Genomic DNA, 15,375 nt, shown 5'->3' with positions numbered 1-15,375 from the left:
TTAAAACTATAAACCGCTCGTTTTGCGGCCAGTGGAAACTGTGTTACGCATCCAGTTCGCCTGCAATAACATTCATGCTACTCATGATGATAATGGCATCTGACAATGTCAGGCCCTTACACATTTCTGGATAAGCCTGATAATAAATAAAGCATGGCCGACGGAAATGCAGACGATACGGCGCACGGCCACCATCACTAATTAAATAGAAACCTAATTCACCATTCCCACCTTCAACAGCATGGTACACTTCGCCAACTGGAGCGTCGATTTCGCCCATCACAATTTTGAAGTGATAGATCAGCGCTTCCATGTTTTTATAAACTTCCTGTTTTGGAGGCAGATAGTATTGGGGCGCATCGGCGTAGTGCGAACCTTCGGGAAGGTTATCCATCGCCTGCTTGATGATCCGCAGACTTTGCCACATTTCTTCGCTACGTACCATGTACCGATCATACGTATCGCCGTTCTGACCGATGGGAATATCGAACTCAAAATCTTCGTACGATGAGTAGGGATTCATAACCCGTACGTCATAATCAACACCAGCAGCACGTAGGTTTGGCCCTGTAAAACCGTAGCTAAGGGCACGTTCGGCTGTGATGCTTCCTACGTTGATGACGCGGTCCATGAAAATCCGGTTACGATTGAACAGATTTTCGAACTCCTGCAACACTTTGGGGAAACGTACCAGAAACTCACGAATCTTACGAATGGCCGTTGGCGATAAATCGCGCTCCATACCGCCGATACGTCCCATATTGGTTGTCAGACGTGCTCCGCAGATTTCTTCGTAGATATCGTATATTTTTTCGCGCTCCTGAAATACATACGTAAAACCGGTGAGTGCTCCTGCATCAGCTCCCAAAATACCGTTACAGACGATGTGATCGGCAATGCGGCCCAATTCCATCATAATCACCCGGATATATTGTGCCCGTTTCGGAATATCGATGCCCAATAGTTTTTCAACCGTCATATGCCATCCCATATTATTAATAGGGGAGGAGCAATAGTTCATGCGGTCGGTTAACGTAGTAATTTGGTAAAATGGACGGCGTTCAGCAATTTTCTCAAATGCACGGTGAATGTAGCCCACCGTTTGCTCGCCCGACACGATTTTTTCGCCATCCATTTGCAGGATGTTCTGAAAAATTCCGTGCGTAGCTGGGTGAGTAGGGCCGAGGTTTAGTGTCGTTAGTTCGTTGACGTACTGAACGGGGCCTTGTTCTGCCGGCAGGTTTTTGTTAGCTATATCGAGTTCTTCAGAAACCATATCTCAATAATTGAATTGTTGAATGATTGAATTGCCGAATGAAAAAGTCAATCATTCAACAATTCAACAAGTCAATCTTTATCGCCCAAACAGTGCGTCAATTTTATCTTCGCGCGTATCGTCTTCAAGCGGGTATTCTTTCCGCATGGGGTGGTAGTCCATTTCCTCCATGTTTAGAATCCGACGAAGATCCGGATGACCGTCGAAAATTACGCCAAACAGATCAAACGTTTCCCGCTCCATCCAGTTTGCGCTGGCAAACAACGTAGTGGCTGTCGGAATATGAATATCGTCTGCTGATAAATAGACTTTGATACGTAGCCGAAAATTATTGATCAGGCTATGCACATGATAAACAACGCAAAATTCCTGACCCACTGAGTCAGGATAATGAACAGCCGTAATATCGGTCAGAAAGCCTACCTGATACGTAGCGTGATCTTTCAGGTACGTAATCAACGGAATAATGTTCTCCCGCGTCGTTGAAAAGGTTAGCAGATTGTATGGATCATCAAAATCACGAACGGATTCGCCAAACTGACTAATAATTGTCTGCGCAACTTCCTCGTTGGTCAGCATACTGATGGGTGAACAAATGATTGACTAATTGACTGACAGCCAGTTGCTTTATTATATAACAAAGCAACTGGTCTAGGCATTATTGAATATTATATGAATTCAATAAATGTTGATATTCTTCGGTATTGCGTCGACGTAATGATTCGTTTATTGCCAACTCCTGAATCTGCATTACCCCTTCAATAATTTGTTCAGGGCGAGGAGGACAACCCGGTACGTATACATCTACTGGAATGATCCGGTCAATGCCTTGTAGTACGCTATAGGTATCGAAAATACCACCGCTGGAAGCACAGGCACCAATGGCCACTACCCAACGAGGCTCAGCCATTTGTAAATAAACCTGTTTCACAACTGGAGCCATCTTTTTTGCAATGGTTCCGGCTACCAGCAGCATGTCGGCCTGACGAGGTGAAAAACTGTTACGTTCCGAACCGAACCGGCCCAAATCCCAGTCAGAGGCCAGCGTTGCCATGAATTCAATGCCACAGCAGGACGTAGCAAACGGTAATGGCCAGAGCGAATTTGCCCGGGCCAGACCTATAATTTTATCGAATGAAGTGGCGGAGAAACCGGGGCCATCATAGCTCGCCGGGGCTTTCGCCAGCTTAATATCAGTTGCCATAAAACACGGTCCGCCATAGCGGTTGTAATTGCTTACTTTAACAACGAATAAATATGCTCAAAAATTCATTTGTTGGATTCTACTCCCACTTCAGAACGCCCTTGCGGATAATATAATAGAAACCTGCCAGTAGCAATCCCATGAACAGTACCATTTCAATAAAACCGGTCATTCCCAGCCCTTTGAAATTCACAGCCCAAGGGTATAAAAAGATAACCTCAACGTCGAAAAGAACGAAAAGGATGGCAATCAGAAAGTATTTAATGGAAATGGGTGTACGTGCATCGCCCTGAGCCGGAATACCACACTCAAACGGATCATCCTTTTTTATACTATTACGCTTTGGCCCGATAGCATGTGTTACAATCATCGTGGTTACGATGAAACCAATAGCTAAGCCAAGCTGAATCAGCACCGGCAAATAGTCGGCTGGAACGTAGGTTGCGTTCATAGAAGTAGGTAGAGAAAACAGCGTAAAGGTAGCGATAAAACCAATAGAGTCATGATAATATGCTACGTAACACTGGATTACTATAAGCACCTCAAAGATACGTAATACGGCTTATTTAGACAATTAACAACCCGGATATAGAATCGGTCAAAACAACGGCAGCCTTTTTGCAAAAAGGCTGCCGTTGTTTTGACCGAAAAAGAATAATTTAGCTTTATCGGTTGATGATAATTCGCTTTGATACGTCAAAACCTGCAGAACGTACTCTAACCAAGTAAACGCCCTGTGAAAGATTTGTTAGATCAAGCGCTTTACGTTCGTCGAGAAGCGGAATCTGACTGGAGAAAAGACGCTGACCAGTAAGAGAAAATACGTCAATATCGGCATTCTTTAAATTTTCGACCGTTTCAACAAGTACTAACCCATCGGTAGACGGATTAGGATAAACGCTTAAACCTCCCGCCGTTTTGTCAAATATAAAGGCTTTAGGCGCACTGTAAGGCGAATAACACGTTATGTTCGCACCATTAGCAATAGCAAAAGTTGTTTTGGCACGTGCAGAATAACTTGCCGATACAACGACTTTTATCTCAGAGCTAGTTGAAGGTAATTGCTCAGTATTACGCTCACTGATACGACGCCAGTCAAAAGCATCAGATTGACCACCGCTTGGAGTCGGCAAAATTGCTTTGATGGTATAAACGCCAACCTGTTCAATTGTAGGTGTGGGTACTTTGGGTTGAACGGTTAAATTTATTAACGTAGTCTGAGCCGATTTACAACCATATACATTCATGGCCTGTAAGGAGTAAGTTCCTGCTTTGCTCAGGTTTATTGTTTTGGCAATTGTTGTAGTTCCACTGTAGCTCCATACTCCCGTACTATTCGCCAGTGTATTGATCGTTAGGGCGACAGATGAATCGGAACAGATTTGTTGTTGGTTACTTGCCACCTGTCCGGGCTGACTTGCTAAGGAGATAGTTGGTGTAGATGGTAACGTATTGCCCTGAATGTCAATAGCAGGAGAAAGATATGTATTGCCAATCCTATCTTTTAATACAGCGCGGTAAAGTCCGGGTTGCGAAACTGTAATGGTTCTGCTTGTTTGTCCCGAATTCCAGCTATACGAACTGTATAGGGTAGGCAGGTTGAGGGTTAAGCTTCCATTGGCAGCACAGGTTACCGAAATGGCAGGTTGAGGCAATGGTGGCAATGGACGTGAACTGGCAAAGAAAATGCTATTCAGACTTTCGAACCAGGCTTGCCCTAACAGTTTTAGACCATCGCCCCCAAAATGAACATCACCTTCGTATCGTGGCCGTTGGATATTGTCCGTCAAAGGTCCCGCAAATACATTGTTGTTGTATGTGCTGATAACGTCGTTTTGTGCCTGTAGGATTGCTTCGCTTACCTGGCCTGCATTGTAAGATGATCGAGCCAAAACCCATGCCGGATAACGTTCGGTATCAGTGCGGGTTTTATTGACCAGATACTGCATATCCTCCCGATAAGCTTCGCGGGTAGAATGTAGTGGGACGTTATCATTTTCGCCTTGCTGCCATAGAACTGCACGCAAACCCAAAATCGAGCAATAATAACGTAATGAAATAACCAGATTCGCATACGGCATTCCGACAGGGAAATTCTCGTTAGGTGTACCCATTGCGAAAATATTCTTAGCTATTTTACCGTCGGCACTTTCCCGCCAGTTTTTAATAACAGTTCCTTGCCAGGCTGTATTGATAAATAAAACGGGTACATTAAACTGTTGCGTGATTTTATCGCCCAGAACTCCCCAGCACCATGCGCTTTGACCACGTGGGCCAATAAATGACGTAGCACTTAATTGTTCAAAGGTTGGGGCCGGAGGATCGGCGGTTGAGTTGGACGTAATATTATTATACGTTACGCAGTTTACCCGGTCATCGGCAGCTCCAACAGCACCGAAGTCCTGAAAACCCTGTGCGTTGGATTGGCCGGTTATAATAAATACTTCGCCAATACCAATTTTACGGACAACATCACTACCGATAACCTTTCCGCTGCTGAAGCCTTGAACTTCTAAGCGGTACCAGCCACCTTTCACACGTAGCGAACCCTGAAAAACTCCGCCCTGAGGATTACGCTGAATAGTTATCCAGTCAGTATTTGTTCCTTGACCTGCTACTTCTGCCTGAACACGGGCTTGTACGCTATCTACAGGCTGATAAATTGTGCCAGATAAATAAAACGTACCCGTATTATCATTTTCGCGTTGAAAAACAGCCCGGCTTTCCGGGAAGGTTATTTTAAGAACCTGGCTGTTACTTTGTGCTACAGCGTGCAGGCTGGCAATTGTCAGACTAAACGCAACTAAGCGTAACAGTAAAAAATGAATGTTCATCGGTTATAATTAATCCCCTTATACCCTTTGTGCCGTTGGTGTCGAATTAACCAGTAAACGGATACAAAAATCGAGCCTTTCTCAGACGGGCCGCACAAAGGTCCGACTAATTTCCCGGTAAAATGCAACTGTACTGGCTATTCTTTTGACTAAACGGTTGATTTAGGATTAATATTACAATCCGACGATAATTCGTTTTGAAACGTCGAATGTACCCGACTGCACACGTAGTATGTAAGGCCCGGAAGGATAGCCTGTAAGTATCAATTGTTTACGCTCATCGAACACACCAACCGTTGTTGTCAACACTACCTGGCCATTGAGGGTGTAAAGAGTCAACGTGGCGTTTGATAAATTGGCTTGTGTTTCCACGAAAACAATTTTGTCTGGGTTCGGATTTGGGTAAATGCTCAAGCCTCTATTGCTTACATCGATGGTAAATGAATAAGGGGCTGACGCGGTTGAGAAACAGGTTAACGTTTCTGAGTATACTACAGACGATTTGGCTGTATATGTGCCTGGTTCATTAGCTTTGATGATAGCGGTATTGGTCGCTAATGAATCACTACCCCGGAACCAGCGATATTGCGTACCATTAGTAGCACTCACAGCCTCCAGCGTATAAGTACCAATCATGTTAACAGTTGGCGCGGTTGGTAACGCTCTCAATTCGACCGTAGTGGAACCTGCCTGTGCTGAAACACAGCCAAACTCATCCCGAATTCTCGCTGAATACGTTCCAGCCGTGCTCCGGGTAATACTTTTAGTGGAATCGCCCGTACTCCAGAAAACGGTATAAGGCCCATCTACCCGTAAGGTAACTTTATCGCCTGCACAAATAATTGGCGAAGGGTTAGCCAAAATAGTAGGGGTAGCAGGTAACGGATTCATCTTCACCGCAATAACGGTGGAGTAGGGGGAGAGACAGCCGTTCTGGTCTTGTGACTGCACAGCATAATTCCCCGACGTTGCAACTGTGATCGATTTATCCGACTGCCCACTCGACCAAAGCACATTAAGCGGGCTAGTAGCTATAAGTGTTACGCGGTTGCCTTCACAGAACGTAGTGGGTCCTCCTGCCGTAACGGTTGGCGTAGCTGGAAGAGGGTTCACTTTTAGAACGATCACATCGGATGGTACTGATGAACAGCCAAACTGGTTTTGTGTCCGAACGGTATAATCGCCTGACTGGTTTAATGTTACACTTTGGGAGGTTTGACCACTACTCCACTGATACGCTGTATTAGCAGGTGCCGTTAACGTAACGTTCCGATCGGCACAGAATGTAGTTGGGCCGTTAGTCGTAACGGTTGGCTTTGCTGGAACTGGATTAACAGTTATTGCTATCGTATTCGAACGCGCCGAAGTACATCCATTCTGGTCGGTAACCGTCAGGAAATAAGAACCTGTGTTGCCAACACTAATCGTTTTGTTTTTCTGCCCGTCGTTCCAATTATACTGAACGTTATCATTACTAGCACGTAATGTAGTGGTTTCTCCCTGACAGAGAGTAGCTGTTCTCTCGTTGGTAACCGTAGGTGTAGGAGGCAGTTGATTTACGCGAACATTCACTACGTTCGAAGTAAAATCGCAACCGCTTATATCTCGGTAACGAACGTAGTAAGCCCCGGCTGTAGTTGTTGAGAAGGTTTGAGTCGTTGCTACGTTCGCGTTATTCTGTTGTTGATCCAGCCACGTTACGTTGCCATAATTGCTGGTGAGCGAAAGACTACTTCCGATACAAACCGATGGTTGTGCATTATTCACAACAGTAGCGGTAGGTGCATCGCTGACCCGGATTTGACCACTTAGAAACGTATTACCAAAACTATCCTTGATTTTTGCCCGATACAAACCTGCACCTTTAGTAACGGTACTGCCTGTTTCTCCCGATTCCCATTGAACGCTCGGATAATCGCCATTTACTGTCAATCTCAGCGTATTGTTGGTTCCGCAGGCTACTGAAAGGGTAGGAGTAGGGGCCGGTGCTATTGTGGTAGAACGTTGGAAGAAATCGTCGTTCAGACTGTTATTCCAGGCGTTAGCTACTTCAACGAGTCCGTCATAATCAAAGTGCAGCCCTTCGGTTGCTGCGCCTAAAGGTGGACGAACGCGAGGTACCTGAATTACATCTGTATTAGGGCCTGCGAAAACATTTGCATTTGTGTTAATAACCAGATTTTGAGCCTGAAGAATATTAGAGTCAGACAAGCCAATAAAATCACCATAGCTTGCGCGGGCTATTACCCAGGACATGTTTTGATTATAGTCGCGACGAGCCTGCGAAATAACGGTCTGTAGATCATTTATATACGACGAAGTTGGTGTGTCAATAAGGTTATCCGCTTCGCCCTGATGCCAGAGAATAGCTCGTAAGCCCAGCATATTTGCGTAAAACTGCATCGCCAGCTTGAGGTTAATATAGGGCTGGCGGGCTGGATATGCATCGCCATTGTATACTCCGTAAGCTGTACCACCTTCTGGCGCGCTTTGACGCCAGTTTTGAACAGCAGTACCACGGAAAGCTGCGTTGAAAAACATAATGGGCACTTTCAGACGCTTTACCAGTAAATCGCCTAATTGCCCCCAACACCAGCTACCTGTTCCTCTGGGCGCAATAAAAAAGTTGTCTGTATTATCTAAAAGTGTAAATACTGGCGTTGGCGGATCGTTTGGAAATCCAGTATCCGGATATCGATAATTTACGCAGTTTACCAGATCATTTTTAGGGTTAGGTGCCTGTTGGTGCACACCTTCTGCATTTGATTGTCCGGCAACAATAAATACTTCGCCAATACCAACGCGTTCGACTGTTGTTGCAGTTCCGGCTTGCTGTTCGCCAATCATGCCGCGCACTTCCAGATTATACCAGCCACCAGTTCCACTAATATCGCCGGCAAAAATGCCATTAGCTGGCGCATTCTGAATCGTTCGCCACTCCGTGGAAACACCCATACCGTCGCGGGTTATCAAGCGAGCTTCGATACGGGTAATAGCGGCTGTTGTGTAATAACCTGTAATACGAAAAGTTGCCTGATTCGCCTTGTCACGTTGAAAAACGGCTCGGGTAGTCGGAAAAGAGACTTGAATCTGGGCCATTGCTAAAACAGGAAGCAACAATAAAAATGCTATACGAGAGGCTATAGAGAAATGGTTCATAAGATTTCAAAGCGCAACCAACCGATCCCTTCGATCATTGACAAACAAGTATGGGCAATCTAGACCGGCTCGGTAGCATTGAGCTGTTGCCAGATACTATCTTTTAGTTCATTCAAACCCCGCTGACTCACCGATGAGACAAATACAGTGGGAACCTTTTGTGGTAAATGGTCTTTCAGACGAGCTAACGTATCGTCGTCAACCAAATCTATTTTTGTAATAGCTAACAACCTCCCTTTGTCCATCAACTCCGGATTAAATGCATGAAGCTCGTTCAACAGGGTATTATATTCCTGACGAATATTTTCGGAAGTTGCTGCAATGAGAAAGAGCAGAACCGAATTGCGCTCAATATGTCGTAAAAACCGAAGCCCTATTCCCTTACCCTGCGAAGCTCCCTCGATAATACCCGGAATGTCGGCCATCACAAACGATTTATAATCTCTGTAAGCAACGACTCCCAAATTAGGGACAAGGGTTGTAAAAGCATACTCAGCAATTTCAGGACGAGCTGCCGACATCACCGAAAGCAAGGTCGATTTTCCTGCATTTGGAAACCCAACCAGTCCAACGTCTGCCAGTAATTTTAGCTCTAATATAATCCATTCTTCCAACCCTGGCTCTCCGGGTTGAGCATAGTGGGGAGCTTGTTGAGTAGATGTTTTAAAATGATCATTGCCAAGTCCACCACGACCGCCAGCCAATAAAATAACTTCCTGATCGTGTTCCGTGATTTCAGCTAATTTTTCACCCGTGTCTGGATGGCGGGCAATTGTGCCCAGAGGTACTTCCAATACTACGTCTTCACCATGTGCCCCACTCCGGCGTCCTCCTTCTCCAGCTACGCCGTTGCCAGCTTTAACATGCTTCCGATATTTAAGATGGAGGAGTGTCCAATGCTGAGCGTTGCCACGCAAAACAATATGCCCGCCACGGCCGCCATCGCCACCATCGGGTCCACCTTTTGGGGTGTGCTTCTCACGGCGAAAATGCAGAGAACCAGCACCACCGGCTCCTGAGCGACAATTGATTTTTACGTAGTCAATAAAATTAGATGAAGCCATACTTAGTCTTTACCGCTCAACCGATTCCTCAATCTTCTGACAAATAGCCTGAAAAATATCGTCTATTGTTCCGATACCATCAATAGGTACAAATTTACCCTGCTGGCTGTAATAATCAGCTACGGGCATAGTCTCCTTATTGTAAACACTTACTCTACGGCGCGCTGTTGCCTCATCCTGATCGTCTGGCCGACCAGATGTTTCACCACGCTTTAACAATCTTCGAATAAGTTCCTCGTCATCTACCATCAAAGCAATCATGACCGTGATAGGCGTTTGATACTGACTCAACAACGTATCAAGAGCTTCTGCTTGTAATACTGTACGAGGAAATCCATCAAAGATAAAACCTGAAGCTGATTGATTTTCACGTAGTTTACTTTCAATCATGCCAATCACCACTTCATCAGGAACCAGTAGTCCCTGATCCATTAATTGCTTAGCCCGTAAACCTAGTTCTGTTCCTGCTGCAATCTGCGATCGTAACAAATCGCCGGTTGACAAATGAACTAAATTGTATTTAAAAATCAGTTTTTCACTTTGGGTACCTTTTCCAGCTCCTGGGGGGCCAAATAGTACAAGGTTAAGCATACAGTTTTGCAGTAGTGTCGTTTAGTCAAAAAAATTGCGCCCGCAAATTTACACTTCAATGGCAAATAATAGCTCTATTCCGGTGAGAGTCATGCGGTTTATTGAGTATAAAGCACAAAAAAAGCGCAGGATATACACCTGCGCTCTTCTATTTTTTTAGAAAAAAGCTATTTACTTGCTACTTTCTTTTTAGCCGGAGCTGCTTTGGGGGCAGGCTTGGCAGCAGGAGTAGTATTAGCGGGAGGGGCCTTTGGGCCTTCCAAAGCTTTCTTCACGCTTTCATCGTTTGGATCAAGTTCAAGCACTTTGTTAAAGTATTCTTTTGCTTTTTCGTCATCTTTCTTCAGGAGACTAAAACCAGCTAATGCCTTGTAAGATGTAATCAAATAACGCTTGTAATCCGTTTTATCGGCCGAATCAGGTGCCATTGCCTGTTCAATAAACTTCAGATAAAGAGGCTCTGCTGCAGTAGCTCCTTTTGCCTTATCATTTGGGTAAGCGTAGTAATTGGCGCCAGCACGGTAGTAATACGCTAATGGATACTTTTTACCATCGGCTTCAATTTTTTGAGCCATCAAATTAAAGGCTGAGTCTGCACGTAGATAATACGTTTCTTTTAACTGACGGATTTGTGCAGTATCCATTGGAGCTGCCGTACTGTCACGACCGATACGTGGAGCATATTGATAGCTGGCAAGACCTAACCACAGATAATCGTTGTTTTGTGGCTTCTTATCATTAGCAATAGTTTTTGCGTAATACGTAGCAGCTTTATCGTATTTCTTGTTATCGTACATCGTTTTAGCGATTTCACGATACAAGTTTTCTGTAGTATCCTGTGTAGCAGCTTTTTCCAGATTAGCAATACCCAATGAATCTCCCTCGGGGGTATTCAGTTGTGTGTAAGCACGACCCAGATATTTGTAATCGTCATACATTACTTTCTGAGGAGCCGTCGATATAAAGCGGTTGAGTGCATCAATCGATTCCTGATTTTTGCCCAGAGCAGCATATGCCCAACCATACATCCGATCAATAATCGGGTTATTGATTTTACCTTTCAGTTGGTCTAGATAAGCAATAGCGCCTTGATAATCTTCTGCCAAGAACTTATAACGTGCTACGTCAAGAAGTAATTCAGGGTCGGTCGTTCCGCTCTTTTGTATGAACAACTCATAGTTTTGAGCAGCACTCTTGTAAGCGCGAGAGTTAGCCAAAGCGTCAGCATAAGCACGGTATGTTGGCGAGAACTCAGGATCGTTTTGAATGGCCTGTTTGAAGAACTCCTGTGCCTTTGTGTAGTTCTTACCACGTAAATACAGACGACCGATTTTGTAGTTAGCTTCCGCTAAATTGGGCTTAATCTGCATAGCATTTTCATACTTCGTGATAGCGTTACCTCCATCATTTTTCAGAAAGTACGCATCTCCCATAAGCATCTCTATTTCCGCATCCTCGTTTTTCTTGTCTTTTTCATCAGCAAGTTGCAGGATACGTAATGCTTCGGCAGGATCATTAGTCTGTTCTGACAGAGTATACATCTCACCTGCCCGAACTAATACTGCCTGATTTTTATTTTTTGTTGCACCCAATGCCCCGTCAATCAGAGATTTAGCGGTAGCTCTATCTTTTTTCGCAAGTGCTACACCTGCTAAACCAACATTGTTAAGTTGATTCTTTGCGTCAGCAGCAGCACCTTTTTCAAAAGCGGCTTTCGCTTTATCTACTTGACCACTTCTAAGGAAATAATAACCCAGGTAAAACTGATTATCAGCAGAGGGCGAGCTATTCGCTAATTGTGTTAACGTTTGTTCTGCCTTTGTATATCGCTCTGCCTCTATATCTTTTAGGGCTGACTGAACATCCTGTGCCAGTATAGGAGTTGTTACGGTTGCCCCAAAGAACAAGATGCTCAGTAGCGATTGCTTTTGATTAGTCATCATGTAGTTTAAGTTGGAAATAGGATAAATAGATTAGTGCTTACAAAACAATCGGCAAATCTAAAAAATTGCGGTTAAACCAAAAAATTTACTCATTTTACTAAATTAACTTCCCGATTATATGGTACAGTAGGCCAAAGACCCAATTTACGAATAATAAGCGAGCCTGCATCTCTAACAACGTAGTTAGTCAACCCTCCTCCTAAACCAGGATGGGTTTCACGACTTAATACGTATACCGGGCGACGTAATGGATAGCGTTGCATACCTAAATCCTCTTGAAACGGCTGAAAATAGTCATCTCTTTTTGTTGGATTTTGCTTCTCTGATACACCCATTACCCGTAAATCCTGAGCTAATTCGACAGACAAAGGTTCATCGCTGTCACTTATCCAGTTTACGCCAATAAACCCTAACGCTGAAGGATTTTTACGAACAAAGTCAATCACTTCACGATTTGAACGTGTTGTGAAAATACGTAGGTTTTTAACCTCTTTAACCTTGAATATGTTTAGAACAAACGCCAAATTGCTGGAATTGTTATTGTCAAAGACCAACGTAATAGGAGCAGTTTGGTTACCACCCTTTAGTTGATTCCATTGTTTTATCTGCCCATCAAAAATACGTTGTAATTCGCCCATTGTAACGAGACTATCCGTATTTGTCTTATTGATAATTAGGGCAACACCATCCGTAGCAAGCTTTAATGCAGAGCCATTTATTTTTCGCTGATTCAATACCCCTTGTTCGGATGGCGTCAACTTACGAGTTGCGAAGACCAGCCGGGCACTGTCTCGAAGCATCATATTTACAGCTTCCTGTTCAGGTTTGTAGACGATTTTAAAATGAGCATTTGGGTAGATTCCCGAGTATGCTGACGTGAGCTGAAATACCAACGGCTGAAAAGATTCGTCGGCAGCAATCACAATTTCGCCCTGAGATGGATTGTCAAGCTTTGGCTTGCCGGGGCCACAGCTAAATAAACTAAACAGTAAACAGGCAATTGGCCAAAATCGGTTAATCATTTTCCTGAAAACGTTGATAGGCTCGATAAGCTCGAAAAGCACCATATGCAATCAGTAGAACGCCCATGCCATATCGAAATGGACCAGGCTCAGGGAACACTCCAAAAGACTGGGAGGAGGCAATCAATGCGATGCCTCCTCCCAGATATGCCAGCGAAGCTAGTGCTGCTATGTACAACGTTAGCTGTGCTGGACCTCTATTTTGTCCGCGCATAGATAACTTACTCCAGCGTAAAATTGATCGGCAGGTTGTATTTCACCCGAACCGGACGACCTGATTGTTTACCTGGCCGCCATTTTGGCATACTTTTTACAACGCGCTGAGCTTCTTCATCTGTTCCGAAGCCTAATCCTTTCAAAACAGACACGTCCTGAATACTACCATCAGTGTTAACAACGAAGCTAATGAATACTTTACCTGAGATATTCGCTCGTTGGGCGGCTGCCGGATAGCGTAAATTTTTACCCAGATATTGCCCTAATGCTGCCATACCTCCTGGAAATTCAGGTTGCTGTTCTACAACTGTAAAGATTTCCTCTTCTTTAGGGGCTGCTTCAACGGCTACCTCAACTTTCGTTGGAGCGGCTGTCGCTTCAGGAGCTGCAATAACTTCCTCAGCGTTCGGATCACCTTCCTGCGTTTTTTCAGCGGCCACAGCCTCCTTCAATTCTTCAACGGCAGGTGGAGGAGTTTCCTCGGGTACTTCCTCATCTGGTTTTACCTCAGGTGGAAGAAATTTCACCGTATTCACCTTCGGTACTTCTACCGGCGGTGGTGGCGGTGGCGGTGGTTCATTTGGATCGATGGGAGGAGGAGGGAGTTTCATCAAATCCACCTCAGTCATTGATACCTCTTTTTCTTCCGGAGTTAAAGCGGTGATGATGGTAGGCGTAAGTACCGCGAGTGTAAACAGAATGCCACCAATAATTAGGGCACGTGTTGCTGTCTTTGGGTACGTCTTCCGCAAATCATATGCACCATATGCCTTATTCCGATTGGCAAACACTATATCATCAAGTGTTGCCTGGGAGTCTAGTTCTGCCATGGTGTTATACGTCTAATTGTGCTTTATCTTTAAGAAGCTTTTTCTCGTCTGGCGTTAATGCATCTACGAGAGCATAGCGCTTAAGTTTTGTAATAGCCATTTCGTCCAGAACATCAACCATATTTTTATAGGTTGATAATTTGGTTGGTTTAATAACAACTACAAACTTTTCGCCACCTACTTTCTTGACATTTTCCTGAAGGGCCTGCCGAAATTCGTAGCCGTATCCAACAGTTTTAAGTTCAGGGTCTTCGTTCGCAGCTTTACCAAAAATGTAATATGCCTTGTTGTCTTTACCTAAGAAAACAGTCATTACATTGGATGCCTTGATAGGTTCCGTTTCTTCTTTTTGTGTTTTGTCCGGCACATTGAGCGTCATCGAAGATGGTTTGCTCAGGGTGGTAGCCAAAATGAAGAAGGTAATCAGGAGAAATCCCAGATCAACCATGGGCGTCATATCTACCCGAGTTGAGGCCTTTTTGGACCGAACCTTACCACCATCATGTTTGCCACCACCACCGCCAGTGTTAATTTCTGCCATGTTATTTTAACAGATTTGCGGGGTGAAAATCAAATTCAATTGCTGAGTGCTTAATCAGCTTTCCAACCTGCCGGGGGAGCTTCCGTTCCCGTAATGAGGTTGAATTTGTTGATGTTTTGCGCTTGCAGCGTAGCCAAGACGTTCTTGAATTCGGGGAATTTAGCGAGATTATCGCCTTTCAACGCAATTCGCAGACCGTTATTAGCCTTCCGGGAGTTGAATACCCAGTCTTTTAACTCATTTGTTGCACCTGCGCCTGTAGAATCAGTTGGGATACCTGGCTGTTTAATTTTTGCCTGTTGTTCTTTAGGCAAACTCAGATATGCTTTCAATTGATTAATAGGCAGGCCGAAATTTGACATTAAGCCAAATTCTTTCTTCTCTTGATCGGTAAATGAAAGTCCTTTTGCGGCTGCGATATTTTCTAGGGTAGCAATACGAGTCTGCTGGTTATCGGTACCGAAATAGACTTTTCCATCTCTACCAAGACCAATAGTCATAATGTCACTATCGGGAACTTTTATTCCGGAAATGGACGAAGGTGTTTCAATTGCTGCTGCATCCTGAGACCGGAACTGGGCCGTCAAGATAAAGAACGTCAACAAAAGAAATGCAACGTCGCACATCGCGGTCATGTCTACCGTAGAACTGGCGCGTTTTACTTTAACTGCTGGCATAAGTTGTTCTATTTCTAC

14 protein-coding genes are annotated in these 15,375 nt (G+C 44.4%); all 14 read right to left on the bottom strand.

What is annotated here, in order from left to right:
• Nucleotides 1-43: 43 nt before the first annotated feature.
• The 14 genes from nuoD to ACYVD4_RS28220 all read right to left on the bottom strand — a co-directional run bounded on the left by nuoD (nt 44) and on the right by ACYVD4_RS28220 (nt 15,357).
• Nucleotides 44-1,276, bottom strand: a complete 1,233-nt coding sequence (gene nuoD / locus ACYVD4_RS28285) for an NADH dehydrogenase (quinone) subunit D (protein ID WP_460951359.1) — start codon at nt 1,274-1,276, stop codon at nt 44-46.
• Nucleotides 1,277-1,354: 78 nt separating this feature from the next.
• Nucleotides 1,355-1,855, bottom strand: a complete 501-nt coding sequence (locus tag ACYVD4_RS28280; RefSeq protein WP_460951358.1) for an NADH-quinone oxidoreductase subunit C — start codon at nt 1,853-1,855, stop codon at nt 1,355-1,357.
• 79 nt (nt 1,856-1,934) lie between these two features.
• Nucleotides 1,935-2,480 (bottom strand): NADH-quinone oxidoreductase subunit B, encoded by a 546-nt coding sequence (locus tag ACYVD4_RS28275; protein ID WP_460951357.1) that lies wholly within the window; start codon nt 2,478-2,480, stop codon nt 1,935-1,937.
• A gap of 79 nt (nt 2,481-2,559) precedes the next feature.
• Complete coding sequence (locus ACYVD4_RS28270; protein WP_460951356.1) at nt 2,560-2,931, bottom strand: NADH-quinone oxidoreductase subunit A; 372 nt, start codon at nt 2,929-2,931, stop codon at nt 2,560-2,562.
• Between the two features lie 214 nt (nt 2,932-3,145).
• Complete coding sequence (locus tag ACYVD4_RS28265) at nt 3,146-5,314, bottom strand: sialate O-acetylesterase (RefSeq protein ID WP_460951354.1); 2,169 nt, start codon at nt 5,312-5,314, stop codon at nt 3,146-3,148.
• 174 nt (nt 5,315-5,488) lie between these two features.
• Nucleotides 5,489-8,413, bottom strand: coding sequence for a T9SS type A sorting domain-containing protein (locus ACYVD4_RS28260; RefSeq protein WP_460951353.1), 2,925 nt, complete (start codon nt 8,411-8,413; stop codon nt 5,489-5,491).
• A gap of 119 nt (nt 8,414-8,532) precedes the next feature.
• Nucleotides 8,533-9,537, bottom strand: coding sequence for a GTPase ObgE (gene obgE, locus ACYVD4_RS28255; protein ID WP_460951352.1), 1,005 nt, complete (start codon nt 9,535-9,537; stop codon nt 8,533-8,535).
• A 9-nt stretch (nt 9,538-9,546) separates the two neighbouring features.
• Nucleotides 9,547-10,128, bottom strand: a complete 582-nt coding sequence (locus ACYVD4_RS28250; protein WP_460951350.1) for an adenylate kinase — start codon at nt 10,126-10,128, stop codon at nt 9,547-9,549.
• Nucleotides 10,129-10,295: 167 nt separating this feature from the next.
• Nucleotides 10,296-12,071: a tetratricopeptide repeat protein gene (locus ACYVD4_RS28245; RefSeq protein WP_460951348.1), complete on the bottom strand. Its 1,776-nt coding sequence runs from the start codon at nt 12,069-12,071 to the stop codon at nt 10,296-10,298.
• An 89-nt stretch (nt 12,072-12,160) separates the two neighbouring features.
• Nucleotides 12,161-13,093, bottom strand: a complete 933-nt coding sequence (locus tag ACYVD4_RS28240) for a PstS family phosphate ABC transporter substrate-binding protein (protein WP_460951346.1) — start codon at nt 13,091-13,093, stop codon at nt 12,161-12,163.
• Complete coding sequence (locus ACYVD4_RS28235) at nt 13,086-13,307, bottom strand: hypothetical protein (RefSeq protein ID WP_460951345.1); 222 nt, start codon at nt 13,305-13,307, stop codon at nt 13,086-13,088. Before ACYVD4_RS28235 ends, ACYVD4_RS28240 begins: the two co-directional genes overlap by 8 nt.
• Before the next feature lie 7 nt (nt 13,308-13,314).
• Nucleotides 13,315-14,139: an energy transducer TonB gene (locus tag ACYVD4_RS28230; RefSeq protein WP_460951344.1), complete on the bottom strand. Its 825-nt coding sequence runs from the start codon at nt 14,137-14,139 to the stop codon at nt 13,315-13,317.
• 4 nt (nt 14,140-14,143) lie between these two features.
• Nucleotides 14,144-14,680 (bottom strand): ExbD/TolR family protein, encoded by a 537-nt coding sequence (locus tag ACYVD4_RS28225; protein ID WP_460951342.1) that lies wholly within the window; start codon nt 14,678-14,680, stop codon nt 14,144-14,146.
• Between the two features lie 50 nt (nt 14,681-14,730).
• Nucleotides 14,731-15,357, bottom strand: a complete 627-nt coding sequence (locus ACYVD4_RS28220; protein WP_460951341.1) for an ExbD/TolR family protein — start codon at nt 15,355-15,357, stop codon at nt 14,731-14,733.
• Nucleotides 15,358-15,375: the final 18 nt, after the last annotated feature.

Source organism: Spirosoma daeguense (assembly GCF_054776875.1).
This window is presented reverse-complemented; position numbering and strand designations above follow the sequence as displayed.